Source organism: Sphingopyxis sp. LK2115 (genome assembly GCF_014595975.1).
Taxonomy (GTDB): Bacteria; Pseudomonadota; Alphaproteobacteria; order Sphingomonadales; family Sphingomonadaceae; genus Sphingopyxis.
Genome location: NZ_JABWGQ010000048.1, coordinates 26,563 through 40,968, shown reverse-complemented (window position 1 = coordinate 40,968; position 14,406 = coordinate 26,563). Strand labels below are relative to the sequence as shown.

12 protein-coding genes and 1 other RNA gene are annotated in these 14,406 nt (G+C 66.0%); 2 read left to right on the top strand and 11 right to left on the bottom strand.

Annotated elements, in window-relative coordinates; all coding sequences use genetic code 11:
* Positions 1–313: 313 nt before the first annotated feature.
* The 7 genes from recA to dapA form a co-directional block, all read right to left on the bottom strand.
* A complete protein-coding gene (recA, locus tag HUW43_RS11185) occupies positions 314–1,393 on the bottom strand; it encodes a recombinase RecA (RefSeq protein ID WP_188237482.1) in 1,080 nt (359 codons plus the stop codon).
* Between the two features lie 103 nt (positions 1,394–1,496).
* Complete coding sequence (locus HUW43_RS11180; protein WP_188237481.1) at positions 1,497–1,844, bottom strand: response regulator; 348 nt, start codon at positions 1,842–1,844, stop codon at positions 1,497–1,499.
* The gene (locus HUW43_RS11175) at positions 1,837–4,221 is read right to left on the bottom strand and encodes an ATP-binding protein (protein WP_188237504.1); all 2,385 of its coding nucleotides are present in this window, start codon (positions 4,219–4,221) and stop codon (positions 1,837–1,839) included. The genes HUW43_RS11180 and HUW43_RS11175 overlap by 8 nt, the downstream gene beginning before the upstream one ends.
* 89 nt (positions 4,222–4,310) lie before the next feature.
* On the bottom strand, positions 4,311–6,371 hold the full coding sequence (locus HUW43_RS11170; protein WP_188237480.1) for a M13 family metallopeptidase: 2,061 nt from the start codon (positions 6,369–6,371) through the stop codon (positions 4,311–4,313).
* A gap of 96 nt (positions 6,372–6,467) precedes the next feature.
* The gene (locus tag HUW43_RS11165) at positions 6,468–7,097 is read right to left on the bottom strand and encodes a DUF2062 domain-containing protein (RefSeq protein ID WP_188237479.1); all 630 of its coding nucleotides are present in this window, start codon (positions 7,095–7,097) and stop codon (positions 6,468–6,470) included.
* Positions 7,094–7,579: an SsrA-binding protein SmpB gene (gene smpB / locus HUW43_RS11160; protein ID WP_188237478.1), complete on the bottom strand. Its 486-nt coding sequence runs from the start codon at positions 7,577–7,579 to the stop codon at positions 7,094–7,096. The genes HUW43_RS11165 and smpB overlap by 4 nt, the downstream gene beginning before the upstream one ends.
* 8 nt (positions 7,580–7,587) lie before the next feature.
* The gene (gene dapA / locus HUW43_RS11155; protein ID WP_188237477.1) at positions 7,588–8,463 is read right to left on the bottom strand and encodes a 4-hydroxy-tetrahydrodipicolinate synthase; all 876 of its coding nucleotides are present in this window, start codon (positions 8,461–8,463) and stop codon (positions 7,588–7,590) included.
* A 100-nt stretch (positions 8,464–8,563) separates the two neighbouring features.
* On the opposite strand from dapA, the gene HUW43_RS11150 reads away from it, so the two are divergent.
* Positions 8,564–10,591, top strand: a complete 2,028-nt coding sequence (locus HUW43_RS11150) for a lytic transglycosylase domain-containing protein (protein ID WP_188237476.1) — start codon at positions 8,564–8,566, stop codon at positions 10,589–10,591.
* A 67-nt stretch (positions 10,592–10,658) separates the two neighbouring features.
* Positions 10,659–11,141, top strand: coding sequence for a transcription elongation factor GreB (greB, locus tag HUW43_RS11145; protein WP_188237475.1), 483 nt, complete (start codon positions 10,659–10,661; stop codon positions 11,139–11,141).
* A 3-nt stretch (positions 11,142–11,144) separates the two neighbouring features.
* On the opposite strand, the gene HUW43_RS11140 is transcribed toward greB, so the two are convergent.
* The 4 genes from HUW43_RS11140 to HUW43_RS11125 form a co-directional block, all read right to left on the bottom strand.
* Positions 11,145–12,839: a caspase family protein gene (locus HUW43_RS11140; protein ID WP_188237474.1), complete on the bottom strand. Its 1,695-nt coding sequence runs from the start codon at positions 12,837–12,839 to the stop codon at positions 11,145–11,147.
* Positions 12,840–13,010: 171 nt separating this feature from the next.
* Positions 13,011–13,166, bottom strand: coding sequence for a hypothetical protein (locus HUW43_RS11135; protein WP_188237473.1), 156 nt, complete (start codon positions 13,164–13,166; stop codon positions 13,011–13,013).
* 75 nt (positions 13,167–13,241) lie between these two features.
* Positions 13,242–13,626, bottom strand: an RNA gene (rnpB, locus tag HUW43_RS11130) — RNase P RNA component class A.
* Between the two features lie 84 nt (positions 13,627–13,710).
* Entirely contained in the window at positions 13,711–14,400 is a 690-nt protein-coding gene (locus HUW43_RS11125) for an N-acetylmuramoyl-L-alanine amidase (RefSeq protein WP_188237472.1), read from the bottom strand.
* Positions 14,401–14,406: the final 6 nt, after the last annotated feature.

Sequence of the window (14,406 nt, the reverse complement as noted above, 5' to 3'; positions counted from 1 at the left end):
CTGTAGCCGTTGCCGGCCGCCACGCAAGGCGCCGCCGCCACGGACGGGTCAACGCCGAACGGGCTGCGCCGTGCCGATGGCGGCTGACGACCGGTGGCCATGCAGCAACCCAACCCGGTTCGCATCGAGCAAGGCCGGGATGCCCCTTATCGCGCGCACCCGGACAAAGAAGCTGCCAGACGACCGATCAACGGCAAGCGGGCCCACCCGCGGGGGAGAGGGGCATGCAGGTGGCCGCGATACAAGGAGGTCGCGTGGCCCGCCGCCGTTTACCCACCGGGTCGCACGAACGCGCGAACCGGCAGGACGATCGTCAGATGTCGTCGCCCGCGTCGTCGTCGGGGCCTGCCATCATTTCTTCGGCGACCGCGTCGGTGCGGCTGCGGATCGCGGCTTCGAGCCGTTCGCGAAGTTCGGGATTTTCGGTCAGGAAGTTTTTGGCGTTTTCGCGGCCCTGCCCGATGCGGATCGAATCATAGCTGAACCAGGCGCCCGATTTTTCGACCAGCCCGGCCTTGACGCCGATGTCGAGAATCTCGCCGATCTTGGAAATGCCCTGCCCGTACATGATGTCGAACTCCACCTGCTTGAACGGCGGCGCGACCTTGTTCTTCACCACCTTGACGCGCGTGGTGTTGCCGACGATCTCATCGCCATTCTTGATCTGGCCGGTGCGGCGGATGTCGAGGCGGACCGAGGCATAGAATTTGAGCGCATTGCCGCCGGTCGTGGTTTCGGGGTTGCCGTACATCACGCCGATCTTCATGCGCAGCTGGTTGATGAAGATCACCATGCAGCGCGAGCGGCTGATCGAGCCGGTGAGCTTGCGCAGCGACTGCGACATCAGCCGCGCCTGCAGGCCGACATGGCTGTCACCCATCTCGCCCTCGATCTCGGCGCGCGGCACAAGCGCGGCGACCGAGTCGACGACGAGCACGTCGATCGCGTTCGAGCGCACGAGCGTATCGACGATTTCCAGCGCCTGTTCGCCCGTGTCGGGTTGCGACACAATAAGTTCGTCGATGTCGACGCCCAGCTTGCGCGCATAGACGGGGTCGAGCGCATGTTCGGCATCGACGAACGCCGCCGTGCCGCCCATCTTCTGCGCTTCCGCGATGCAATGCAGCGCGAGCGTCGTTTTGCCTGAGCTTTCGGGGCCGTAGATTTCGACGACGCGGCCGCGCGGCAGACCGCCAACCCCCAGCGCGATGTCGAGGCCGAGCGACCCGGTCGAAATCGCCTCGACCTGCATCGCTTCCTTCGACCCCAGCTTCATCACCGAGCCCTTGCCGAAGGCGCGGTCGATCTGCGCCAATGCGGCGTCGAGCGCCTTCTGCCTGTCCGTTCCGTTCACTGATTTCCCCGATTCGACGAGTGACAATTGTCCGGCCATTTGCCGTCCTTTCCTGCTCTAGAGCGACCGCGGACGCATCGCAACGCCGGACCCGTGTGCCACATTTGTTCTACAGGAACAAGAGGGGAACGACAGATTAGCGCTACACGCCGAAATCCCGCAGCGCGGCCTCGATGTCGCCGATCCGGAACGGCTTGGGAATCAACCGACGGCTCGCGTGCGCGGCCGGAATGACATCGCCGCCGCCGGAGGTGAAGGCGAAGGGTATTCCCATGGCGACGAGCGCGTCGGCGACGGGCCAGCCCTTGTCTTCGCCGAGGTTGATGTCGACGAGCGCCCCCGCGAGCGGTTCGGACGCGATCAGCGCCAGCGCCTCGTCCTTGCCCGTCGCCTGCGCGGGTTCGGGCAGGCCGAGCGCGTCGAACATGTCGACCAGCATCATGCCGATCAGCACATCGTCCTCGACGATCAGGATGCGCGGATCAGCCATCCCGTCGCCCACGATGCGCCGCCTCGTCCAGCGCCGCCGACGTCGCCTCGGCGAGCTGCGCGACCGAAAAGGGTTTGGGCAGGAAGGACACATCGTCGATGTCGATCGACTGGCGAAGCTGCTCCTCGGCATAGCCCGACATGAACAGCACCGGCAGGCCGGGGCGCCTGGTGCGCATCGCACGCACCATCGCGGGCCCATCCATCGTCGGCATCACGACATCGCTGATGACCAAATCAACCTTCTCCAGCTCGTCAAAGCGTTCAAGTCCCTCCTCGCCCTGCGCGGCGGTGATGACTGTATAACCCGCGCGGGCCAGTGCGCGTTCCGCGACCGCACGCACCATATCTTCATCCTCGACAAGCAGGATCGTCCCGCTGCCCCACTGGCTCTTCTTGGGCTTGGCAGTCGGCTGCGGCGCCGCCGGAGCCTCGCCCGCGACGCGGTGGACAGGCAGGTAGATGGTGAAGCTGGTGCCCTCGCCCGGCTGGCTGTCGGCAAAGATGAAACCCGCCGACTGTTTGATGATGCCATAAACGGTCGACAATCCCAGCCCCGTTCCCTTCCCCACATCCTTGGTCGTGAAAAAGGGCTCGAAAATCTTGGGCAAAATATCGGCGGGAATGCCCGTGCCCGTGTCGCTGACCTTGAGCGCGCAATAATCGGCGGGCGGCATGAACTCGTTGCCGATCTGGCGCACATCGGCGGCCGACACCGGATAGGTTTCGATCGTCAGCGTCCCGCCGCCGGGCATTGCGTCGCGGGCGTTGACGGCCAGGTTGATGATGACCTGTTCGAGCTGGCCTGGGTCGGCGCGCACCGCACCAAGGCCGCGGCCATGGCGCACCGACAGTTGCACCGTCTCGCCGATCAGGCGCTTCAGGAGATGCGACACTTCGGAAATCACGTCGGGCAGCTGCAAAATCTGCGGGCGCAGCGTCTGTTGCCGCGAGAAAGCGAGCAATTGCCGCGTCAGGCTGGCGGCACGATTGGCGTTACTGCGGATCTGCTGAATGTCGTCATAGTCGCTGTCGCCGGGCGTGTGGCGCATCAGCATCAGGTCGCACGCGCCGAGCACCGCGGTCAGGATATTGTTGAAATCATGCGCGACGCCGCCCGCGAGCTGCCCCACCGCCTGCATCTTCGATGCCTGCGCAACCTGGCGCTTCAACCGCGATTCCTCGCTCGAATCCTTGAGGCTGAGCAGCACCGCCGCTTCGCCGAGGCCGCGCACGCCGACGATGCGCATCGACACAGGTTCACCGCTCTGCCCCGCAAGGCGGATCGACAGGTCGCCGCCCACCTGCTGCCCGCTGCTGTGGCGGCGGATCATATCGGCGAGCGGCCCCTTGTCCTCGGCGACCACGATGTCGCCCGGATAGCGCGGTTTCTTGCCGTCGGGCAGGTTCGCGGCGCGGACGAACGCGCGGTTCATGTACAGAAAGCGCCCGTCGCGGTCGACGAGCGCCAGCCCGAAGGGCAGCAGCGACAACAGTGTCTCGACATAGGTTTGCGCGGTGCCGCGGTCCGCCGGTCCCATCTCTTCGTCAAGCATCGCGAGCAGCACGGGTGTTGTGCTGTCGGCGGGTGCCAGCGGGATCTGGATCAGCCGCACCGGCGTCGCGCGGTCGCCCTCGCGCGCGAAATAGAGCGCGCCGCCATCGTCGAGCCGCAGCATCGGCGCAACGTCGCGCCCGGCGAAATGGCGCGCGTCATCCTCGCCCAGCGCGCGCAGCAGAAAGGCCTCGTTCGCGGCGCGCAGCCGTCCCTCATGGTTGACCAGCGCCGCCATCACCCCGGCATGGCCCAACGTGCGCCCTGCCGGGCCGCCGAGATGTCGGGTGAGTTCGGCGACCAGATCGAAACGCTCGACGGCCGCAAAGCGCCAGACGAGATAATCCTCGGCCTGCCCGGTGCGCGTCACCTGCGCGCGCAGTTGCAGGGGGCCGATCGCGATATCGTCGGCGCGTCCTTCGCCGTCGCGCCACGCCGCGCGCCCGGCGTTCTTCAAAAGCTCGACGCCGCGGCCGTCGAGCGGCAGGCCCGGCGGCGTGACAAAGCCGCCCATCCATGTCGCGAACAGGTCGTTGGCGCATACCATCCGCCCGGCGCGATCGGTGACCGCGATCGCGACATCGTCGTGATTGACCGCCTGACGCAATATCGTCCAGTCGGGCGCCGCCGCCTCGCCGCGCGTCGCCGCGGGGAACAGTCGACGCGCCAGCACCACGCCGCCCGCCGCCACCGCCAGGCCCGCGGCGAAACCCGCGGCAAGGATCGCGCTGCCCGTCGCCCACAACAGCAGCGCGGCGGACACGAGCGCCAGTCCGGCGAGCAGCGCCAGATCGACGCGCGACAAGGTGGCGGGCGGCGCGATCGTCCCGGCAGGGCCCGCCCCCCTGATGACGTCACCATCAGCGGAGGGCAGGCTTTGCGCGGTCAAATCACGGACTTTCTATCGCTTTGTCACCAGATGCGGACACGATCTTCGGGCGTCAGGTACAGCTTCTGGCCGGGCTTAACCTGAAACGCCTTATACCAAGGGTCAAGGTTGCGCGAGACCCAAGTCCGCTGAATCGAGGGCGCGTGGGGATCGGTCGTGATCCGCTGCGACAGATTCTGCTCGCGGTAATTGCGCCGCCACACCTGCGCCCAGCCGAGGAAGAAGCGCTGGTCGCCGGTCAGGCCGTCCAGCACCGGCGCCTCCTTGCCGCCGAGCGACTTCTTATACGCCTCGTAAGCGACGGTCAGACCGGCAAGGTCACCGATATTTTCGCCGAGCGTGAAGGTGCCGTCGAGCTTTTCGCCGGGCAGCACTTCATAGGCGTCATATTGCGCAACCAATGCCTTGCCCGCTGCCTCGAACGCCGCGACGTCGGCGGGGGTCCACCAATCGGCGAGCTTGCCCGTCTCGTCATATTTCGCGCCCTGGTCGTCGAAATGATGGCTGATCTCATGCCCGATCACCGCGCCGATGCCGCCATAGTTGATCGCGGGGTCGGCGTGCGGGTCGAAAAAGGGCGGTTGCAGGATCGCGGCCGGAAAGACGATCTCGTTCATGCCGAAATTGGCATAGGCGTTGACCGTCATCGGGGTCATGCCCCATTCCCAGCGGCGGATCGGCCCGCCAAGGCGGCTGATATTGTCATCGTGCGCAAACCGGTTCGACCGCAGCGCATTGCCGAAAAGGTCGTCCGCCTTGATTTCCAGCTTGCTGTAATCCTTCCAGCGGTCGGGATAACCGATCTTGGTCGTGAAATTGGCAAGCTTCTTCTTCGCCTTGACCTTGGTTTCGGGCTGCATCCAGCTCAGAGCGTCGATGCGGTCGCCCATCGCCGCCAGCACATTCTTGACGAGCTGGTCCATCGCCGCCTTGGTTTCGGGCGGAAAATATCTGGCGACATAATCCTGGCCGACCGCCTCGCCCAAATTGTTCGTGGTAAAGTCGACCGCGCGCTTCCAGCGTTCCTGCATCTGCGGCGTGCCCGACAGCGCGGTGCCATAGAAAGAGAAGGCTTCCTGCGCGACCGCGTCGGGCAGCACATCCGAAAAACCGTCAAGGCTGCGCACGATCAGCAGGTCGCGGATAACGCCGATCGGCGCGTCGGCGAGCAGCTTCGCTTCGCCGGTGAAGGCGCTCGGCTGCGACACGAGCAGCGAATCCTCCCTGACACCGATGCCGCGAATGAAGGTCGCCCAGTCGAACCCCGGCGCCGCGGCCGCCAGCTCGGCGATCGTCATCTTGTTATAGACTTTGGTGGCGTCGCTGCTGTCATTTTTGTCCCAGTGGACGGTCGCGATCTGCTTTTCGAAATCATAGATCGCCTGCGCGCGCGCCGCGGCGTTCGCCTCGCCAGCCAGCGTCAGGACATTTTCCAGATGCTTCAGATAGGCGGCCTGGAGCTTGGTATTGCGCTCATTCTCTTTCAGATAGAAATCGCGGTCGGGCATACCGATACCGCCCTGGAACATCGTATAGATGTAAACGTCCGGATTCTTGTCGTCCTGCCCGACATAGCCGCCGAAGAAATGCCGCACTCCGTTGCGGTCGGCCTCGGCAAGCAGCCTGGCCAGCCCGGCCTTGTCGACGGCCCGGATCTGGTTCAGCCACGGTTCGATCGGCGCGAGGCCCCTGGCCTCGACCGTCGCCGCGTCGAGATAGGCGGCATAGGCGCGGCCGATCATGCTGTTCGGATCGGTCCTGGCCGCCTCCAGGATTTCCTGCGTGCGCGTCTGCGACAGATCGGCCAGCACGGTGAACATGCCGAAGTTCGACTTGTCGGCCGGGATCGGCGTGTTTTTGGCCCAGGTGCCGTTGGCATAGGCGTAAAAATCGTCGCCCGGCTGGACGCTCTTGTCCATCCCCGAAAGGTCGAAACCAAAGGTTCCAAGCGCGGGTTTCGCGGCGCTCGTGGCCGCGGGCGCCGCTGCGGGTTTTTCCTCGGCCGCCGCCGGCAAGGCGGTCAGCATCAGCGCGCCGAGCGCGGCGCTCGCCATCAGGCGCGAAGTCTTGGGCAGGTGGATCATGATATTCCCCAGTTATCAGCATGAAGCGGCAACCCGTGCCGCATCGGGGCGGAACGGGTCGGCGATGGATCAGCTATACGCCGGCGAAGGGCCGGTTCAACCGGCCGCCGTGTCGCTCGTCGATGCCTCATGTCGTTGGTCGCGTGCGCGCGCCAGCTTGCGCCGCCAGCGGAGGCGAATCCAATTGTCCCAGACGATTGCGGCCAGCACATAGCCGACCGCCGCCGCGACGAGGGAAATCACGAACAGCCCAGCGAGCATCGCCGGCGCGGCGTCTGAAAAGGTCCAGCGCACCCACTCGCCCGCCGATGCGCCATGCTCGATCATCGCCGAAAAGGTCGCGCTGTTCGCCTGAAGCCCGAACAGCCAGTCGCCAAGCCAGACCGAAGCGAGGATGATGAACGGGGTCGTCACCGGGTTCGACAAAAATGTCATCGCCGCGCCGATCGGAATATTCGCACGCACCGGCAGCGCGAGCAGCGCGACGCCCAGAATCTGGACGCCGGGAATCAGTAAAAAAATGCCGACGAACAGGCCGAGCGCAGTGCCGCGCGGCACCGAGGTGCGCGTGAAGCGCCACAAATGGCTGTGCGCGACCCGATGGGCGAACGGCTTGACGAAACGGCTTGCCAGCAGTTCCTCGCGCGTCGGCGAATTGCGGCGGATCCAGTTCATCACCGCAGCCTTGTCGCGGGATTTGCCATCCCTTGGCGTGTCGCCGCTCATCCGCGGTCCTTCAGCAGTCGTTGCTTGTCGCGCTTCCAGTCGCGTTCCTTGATCGATTCGCGCTTGTCGTGCGCCTTCTTGCCCTTGGCGAGCGCCAGTTCGACCTTGGCGCGGCCGCGGCTGTTGAAATAAATGCTGAGCGGCACGAGCGTCATCCCCTGCCGCATCACACCCGCATGCAGCTTGTTGATCTCGCGCCAGTTGAGCAGCAGCTTGCGCGGCCGCCTCGGTTCGTGATTGAAACGATTGCCGTGGCTGAACTCGGGAATATTGGCGTTGATCAGCCACACCTCGCCGCCGTTCACCTCGGCATAGCTTTCGGCAATCGTCCCCTCGCCGAAGCGCAGCGACTTGACCTCGGTGCCCTGCAGCGCGATTCCCGCCTCGAAAACCTGTTCGATGGCATAGTCGAAGCGCGCGCGCCGGTTCTCGGCGACGACCTTTTTCTTGTCAAACTCGGCGGCGGACTGCGGACGGGCCATGACGAAAGCTAGACGACTCCTGCCGACGACAGCGCGGCATCGACGGCCGCGCGCGATGCGGCGGACGCCGGGATGATAGGTAGGCGCACTTCGGGCGAAAACCAGTCGTGCACGCGCGACAGCGCATATTTGACCGGCCCCGGCGAGGTGTCGGAGAACATCGCCTTGTGCAGCGCGAACAGCCGGTCGTGGAGCATCAGCGCCCGCGCCCAGTCGCCCGCGGCGCAGGCGGCGGCGAAATCGGCGCAGAGCCGCGGCGCGACATTGGCGGTGACCGAAATGCACCCCGCGCCGCCCATCGCCGCGTGAGGCAGCCACAGATCGTCGTTGCCCGACAGCTGGCAGAAATCATGCCCCGCCCCCGCGCGATGGACGGTCACGCGGGCAAGGTCGCCGCTCGCATCCTTGACCGCCACGACGGTCGGGATCTCGGCCAGCCTGCACATCGTTTCGGCGCTGATGTCGGCGACGGTGCGGCCGGGGACGTTATAAACGACGATCGGAAGGTCGCTGGCGTCAGCCAGCGCCTCGAAATGCGCGATCATCCCTTCCTGGCTCGGCCGGTTGTAATAGGGCGCGACGATCAGCGCCGCATCGGCGCCCGACGCCTGCGCGTGGCGCATATGGCGAATCGCGGTCGCGGTGTCGTTCGATCCGCAACCCGCGATCACCGGAACGCGCCCGGCAGCCGCTTCGATGCAGCAGTCGATCACGCGATAATGTTCGTCAAATCCCAGCGTCGGGCTTTCGCCCGTCGTCCCGCACGGCACCAGCGCGCTCGATCCTTCTTTGACCTGCCAATCCACAAGCTGCGCAAAGGCCGGCGCATCGAACGCCCCGTCGCGAAATGGCGTCACCAAGGCGGGAATGGAACCCGAAAACATGCTCCGCTCCTTTACAAGGACATGGCCGCCCCGATAGAATCCGGGCCGCGCGCCGCTATTGGACGTCTATTCAGCGACCCGCAAGGAGTTTGGCGTTACGATGACCGCCATGTTCGCGATATCTTCCCTCTCGCGCCTCGCTCTCGCGCTGGCGCTCGCTTTTCCCGCCGCGGCCACCGCCAGCGAACTTACCCCCGAACAAATGGCCTGGTATCGCGCCCAGATGGGACTGGCCTCGGTATCGGGGCCCCCGCCCGCGCCCAACATGGTCGGCGAAGCGGTGCTGGAATGGCGGCGCCTCACCGCGAACAGCGGCGCGTCCTTCGATCAGCTCTCGCGTTTCCTGATGGCGAACAAGGGCTGGCCCGATACGGACAAGCTGCGCCTGCGCGCTGAAAAGGCGATCGCGCTCGACAGTTTCGATCCCGCGCGCACGCTCGCCTATTTCGCCGCCTATCCGCCGCAGACCGCCAGCGGCCACCTGCGCATGGCGATGGCGCTGAACGCCTCCGGTCGGCGCCAGGAAGCCCATGCCGCGGTGCGCCGCGCGTGGACGAGCGGGCCGCTCGACGATTATGAAACCAGCCGCGTGCTCGGCATGTTCCCCGGCGCGCTGACGCTCGCCGACCATGACGCGCGCATGGACAGGCTGCTGTGGAGGGGAGAAACCTCGGCCGCCAGCCGCCAGCTCGGCTATACGTCGCCCGAAAAGCGCGCGATCTTTGCCGCGCGCCTCGCAATGCGCAGCGGCGCGGTCGACGCCGCCTTCCAGGCCTCGGCGGTCGAAGGCGCCAATCCGTCGCTCGTCCGCACCGACCCCGGTTATATCGCCGACAAGGCGACCTGGCTGCGTGCGTCGGGCCGCGTCGGCGAAGCCCGCGCGCTGCTCGCCGCGCCCCGGTCGCTGACAAGCGCGCCGACCGACGCCGAGGAGTGGCTGGAAACCCTGCTCACCAACGCACGCCTTGCCGACAGCGGCGGCGACAAGCTCACCGCCTATAATATCGCCCGCCAGCTCGACGACGCGCTGCCGCCCGGCACCGTGGTCCGCGAAACACCGCTCGGCGTGCGCGACGATTATACGTCGCTGGCCTGGCTGGCGGGACAGCTCGCCTTCAAGGATCTCGGCCGCCCGGCCGAGGCCGCCAAGCTCTTCCGCGCCTATGGCGAGGCGGCGCGCTCGGCGCAAACGCGCACCAAGGGATTCTATTGGGCGGGCCGTGCCGCGCTCGCCGCGGGCGACCGCGCGGCGGCGAACGCCCATTTCGCCGACGCCGCGCAACATTATGACCAATTCTATGGCCAGCTGGCGCTCGAACGGCTGGGCCGCCCGCAACCCAAACCGACGCCGAACCCGACCATCGAGATCGGCGCCGACGAGCAGCGCGCGTTCGAGGACGACCGGCTGGTCCGCGCCACGCGCGCGCTCGGCGAAATCGGCGCGTGGCGCGAACAGTCGCTTTTCCTCCGCGCGCTCGCGCAACGGGCGAGCACCCCCGCCGACCATGTGCTCGCAGGCAAGCTCGCCGCCGAGATCGGCCGCCCGGACCTCGGCGTGATGATCGGCCGCAGCGCGCAGGCGAACAGCCTCGACGCGGTCGAGGTTTCGGGCTTCCCGACGGTGCGCATCCCCGCGGGGCATGAGAATAACTGGACCTTCATCCACGCGATCACGCGGCAGGAAAGCCAGTTCGACCGCGCCGCGATCAGCCACGCCGGCGCGCGCGGGATGATGCAGCTGATGCCCGGCACGGCGCGCGAAGTCGCGGGCAAGCTGGGCCTCAGCTATGACGGCGGCGCGCTGACCACCGACACCAATTATAATATGACGCTGGGTTCGACCTATTTTCAGCAGATGCTGCGCTATTATGGCGGCAGCTATCCGCTCGCGGTCGCCGCCTATAACGCCGGGCCGGGCAATGTGAACAAATGGCTGCGCGCCAATGGCGACCCGCGCACCGGCGCGATCGACATTCTCGACTGGATCGAGGCGATCCCGATCTTCGAGACGAAAAACTATGTCCAGCGCGTGCTCGAAAATGCCGTCGTCTATGACACGCTGCGCGACGGCAAGCCGCTGCCGAAGGCGCCGCTGAGCTTCTATCTCGGCAAGCACACGCCGGGGTAGATCCCGAATGCCGTCCGCTGATGGTCGTCATCCCGGCGAAGACCGGAATGACTCGAAAGTCTGAACGATGCCGGGGGACAAGACCAATATCATCAGCCCCGCGGGTTTTGCCGCGCTGCGCGCCGAATATGACGCGCTGCTCGGCGACGAGCGGCCGAAGCTGGTCGAGGTCATCAGCTGGGCCGCGGGCAATGGCGACCGCAGCGAGAATGGCGACTATATCTATGGCCGCAAGCGCCTTCGCGAAATCGACCGGCGCCTCGGCTTTCTCGCACGCCGCATGAAGGCCGCGCGCATCGTCGACCCGGCCGAGCAGCCCGACAAGAGCCGCATCTGGTTCGGCGCGACGGTCGAGCTGGCCGATGACGACGATGCGCGGCGCACCGTCACGCTGGTCGGCGACGACGAGGCCGCGGCGGGCGAAGGCCGGATCGGCTGGAACAGCCCGCTCGCCCGCGCCCTGCGCGGCGCGGCGGTCGGCGATCTTCGGACAGTGCAGCTTCCCGCGGGGCCGAAAGAATGGGAAGTGATCGCGATCCGCTATCCCTGATCGTCATTCGCCGATGCCCGCGATCAGTTCGCGCTGGTCCTTGCGCAGTTCGGGCAGGTTGCGCGCCAGCCGCGCCCAATGCGCCGCCTCGCGGGCGTCGGCGGCAACCCCCGTTCCCCTGGCATAGGCAAGCGCCAGGATCGCCCGCGATCCCGCAAAGCCCGCGCGCGCCGCGAGGGCGCAATCCTCGATCGCCGCCGCCAGCGTCTTGTCGGCGAAATGCGCCTCGCACAGCCAGTGATTGCCTTCGGGATTGCCCGCATCGGCGAGGGCGCGAAGCCGCGCGAGGTTCGCGGCGCGCGTGTCGGGGAAAAAGGTAAGCGCAAAGATCGCCGCGGGATGCCCCTTCCCGGCCGCCTCGGCATAGAGCGCCTGCGACCGCGCGAAATCGGGCGGGCCAAAGCGTCCCACGGTCAATTGATAGGCGAGGTGCGTCTTCGCCTTCGAAAAACCTGCATTCGACGCCGCGACATACAGGTCATAGGCGCGTTTGACGTCGGCGGGCGACGGTTCGTTTTCAAGAATCAGATAGGCAAGTTCCTGCTGCCCCGCCGGGAACCCCTGCGCCGCCGACTGTTCAAGATAGGCGCGCGCGCGGGCGACATCCTTCTTCACCCCGACCCCCAGCGAGAACATATAGCCCACCAGCTGCTGCGCGAGCGGATGGCCGCCGTCGGCAAGCGCGACGAGCTTCGCCGCAGGATGGCGTGACAGCACATCGGCGATCAGCACCGGCTCATCCTCGATCGCCAGCCGGTCGAGCGAAATGTCGGCGAGCGGATCGGCGGCGGTGCCGCGGACGGCCGCCGTCGATGGCGGCGGTGGCGGCGCCGCCAGGGGCCTGATTCCGCCGGGCGGCGCGACCCGCACCGGTATTTCGGGCGGCGCGACGAGATAATAATCCTCGAACCAGCTGCCATAATGAAAGGGCTGCTGCGGACCCAGTTCCATGCCGTGCGTCCGCTTGTAAACTTCGCGCGACACGACCTTGAAATAATCGCCGATCTCCAGCCCCGGTATCGCCAGTTCCTTGACCACCGCCGCGGCAAAGGGGCTGACCGGCGACCCCGGCGGCGCGAAATCGAGCGCCGGGCGCCCCTTTGCGGTCGAATAGAAAACGGCTCCCTGCGCAATGTCGAGCAGGCCGAGTGGCGCCGAACCGGCCTCGCCGCGCGCGGTGTCGACGTCGGCGATTCGCACGACCGGTTCGGCGGTGCGGCAAGCATCGACAAAGACCAGCGTGAACGCGCCGTCGGGAACGATGCGCTCGACCGCCGCCTCGATCGACAGATAGCGCTTTTCGACGTCGGCGCGCCGTGTCGCGGGCGGCGCATCCATCGGGACCAGCCAGTTGCGCCCGCCATATTCAAAACCGTGCCCCGCATAATAGAGTATGACAGACTTCGCGCCCGCCGCTTCGGCCGCGAAGCGCGTCAGTGCGGCGTCAAGCGCGCCCATGTCGGCATTGCGGACGATCCGCGGCGCGATGCCGGCCTTTTGGAACGCGGCACAGACATGATCGATGTCGTTGACCGCATTTTTCAACGACGGCCATTCCCAATCATTATAAGCACTGTTGCCGATCAGCAGTGCGACGCGGTCGCCCCGCAAGGGCGCTTCGCCACATGCGGCGGGCTGCGCCGATGCCGGAAGCGCGCCGAACAACGCCGCCAGAAACGCCCCGGAAAAAACGCTCAAGCGCGTTCGCCCGACCATATCATCCCCCAATGCGACACCGCGACGCGCCCGATCGACAACCGCCGGAATCCGCGCAACTTCGCATTGAAATCGCACGACCCCGCATTTTCCGATCGGTCAGGAGGATGGTAAGTGAACGGCGCGCGGCAGGAAAGCGGAAACTCCGCCGCGTCAGGGTCGCGTCAGCACCGGGATGATCCAGATAGCCGACAACACGATCACCACGGCGATCAGCGAAAACGCCAGCACATAGCGGACATTATGCCCTTTGACGCCGCCGCTCGCTTCGGTTTCGTCCACTTCGACATGATCGTCGACGACTTTCATCGCATGTCTCCCTTCTGCCTCGCCTTAGAACGCAGCCTTTTGCCGCACGGTTCCCCGCGGCCGGGTGTGGGGAGAGATGCCAGAGGGTCTGTAAGCCGGGTTCTGTCCACCCCGTTGCCGGGGATGGGCGATCATTCGTCTAGGCGAACGGTTACCCGAACGCTCAAGCAGTCAACCCGGATGGCGGGGCCGGAACCAGCCCTGGTTTCCCGTGCCATCCCTATTCGACCTTGCTCCCGGTGGGGTTTGCCGTGCCGCGTCCGTTGCCGTCCGCGCGGTGCGCTCTTACCGCACCCTTTCACCTTTCGCCGGGCCGAAGCCGTGGGCGGTCTGCTCTCTGTGGCACTTTCCCTGACCCCCTTTTCGGGGGGCCGCCGGACGTTATCCGGCACCGTGGTTTCCGTGGAGCCCGGACTTTCCTCCCCTTCCTTGCGAAAGCGGCGATCGCCCGACCCTCTGGCACGCGGCCAATATAGCGCGAATGATGGGGGATGGCGAGCGAATGTAGGAGGTTGCCTGTCCGCTGTCGGCCCCAAACCGCCGCTCAATTCCCTTGGGGCTGCGGCAACAGCAGGGCGAGCAGGATCGCCCGGCATTCGCCGTCGATCGTCCCGTCGATCAGCTCGGGGCGAAAGCGCCGCTGAAATGCGACCGTCGCCGCAAAACCGTCGGTCACATCATAGCCGAAGCGTTCGAGCGCAAGCAGGAAACCCGCGTCGGTCCACAAGGGATCGGTCAGCTTCTTGGTCGGGCGCGGCAGCGCGAGGCGGCGGCGCGCCAGTTCTTCCCACGGAAACAGCTCGCCCGGATCCTGTTTGCGCGTCGGCGCGATGTCGGAATGGCCGACGACATTGCCGCGCGTGATCGCATAACGGTCCTTGATCAGATGAACGAGCCGCACGACCGAAGCGATCTGGGGTTCGGGAAAGGGGACATAACCATGTTCGTGTCCCGGATTGACCATCTCGATCCCGATGCTTGCCGAATTGATGTCGCTGATGCCGCGCCAGTGCGCCTTGCCCGCATGCCATGCACGCTTGTCCTCAGGCACCATATGGGTGACCTGGCCGTCCTCGCTGACGACATAATGGGCGGATACTTTTGCAGCAGGATCGGCAAGCCGATCAATGGCTTCGGCGCCGGTCTTCATACCCGTATAATGAAGGACGATCATCGAAACGGGCAGCGCGCGTTCGTCGAAATTGGGAGACCAGCGTTCGACAAAATCGCTCATGCGCTT

What these genes read in the sequence shown, in the direction of transcription:
- recA (WP_188237482.1), bottom strand. Translation starts at nt 1,393, where the DNA reads ATGGCCGGACAATTGTCACTCGTCGAATCGGGGAAATCAGTGAACGGA.
- HUW43_RS11180 (WP_188237481.1), bottom strand. Translation starts at nt 1,844, where the DNA reads ATGGCTGATCCGCGCATCCTGATCGTCGAGGACGATGTGCTGATCGGC.
- HUW43_RS11170 (WP_188237480.1), bottom strand. Translation starts at nt 6,371, where the DNA reads ATGATCCACCTGCCCAAGACTTCGCGCCTGATGGCGAGCGCCGCGCTC.
- HUW43_RS11165 (WP_188237479.1), bottom strand. Translation starts at nt 7,097, where the DNA reads ATGAGCGGCGACACGCCAAGGGATGGCAAATCCCGCGACAAGGCTGCG.
- smpB (WP_188237478.1), bottom strand. Translation starts at nt 7,579, where the DNA reads ATGGCCCGTCCGCAGTCCGCCGCCGAGTTTGACAAGAAAAAGGTCGTC.
- dapA (WP_188237477.1), bottom strand. Translation starts at nt 8,463, where the DNA reads ATGTTTTCGGGTTCCATTCCCGCCTTGGTGACGCCATTTCGCGACGGG.
- HUW43_RS11150 (WP_188237476.1), top strand. Translation starts at nt 8,564, where the DNA reads ATGACCGCCATGTTCGCGATATCTTCCCTCTCGCGCCTCGCTCTCGCG.
- greB (WP_188237475.1), top strand. Translation starts at nt 10,659, where the DNA reads ATGCCGGGGGACAAGACCAATATCATCAGCCCCGCGGGTTTTGCCGCG.
- HUW43_RS11135 (WP_188237473.1), bottom strand. Translation starts at nt 13,166, where the DNA reads ATGAAAGTCGTCGACGATCATGTCGAAGTGGACGAAACCGAAGCGAGC.
- HUW43_RS11125 (WP_188237472.1), bottom strand. Translation starts at nt 14,400, where the DNA reads ATGAGCGATTTTGTCGAACGCTGGTCTCCCAATTTCGACGAACGCGCG.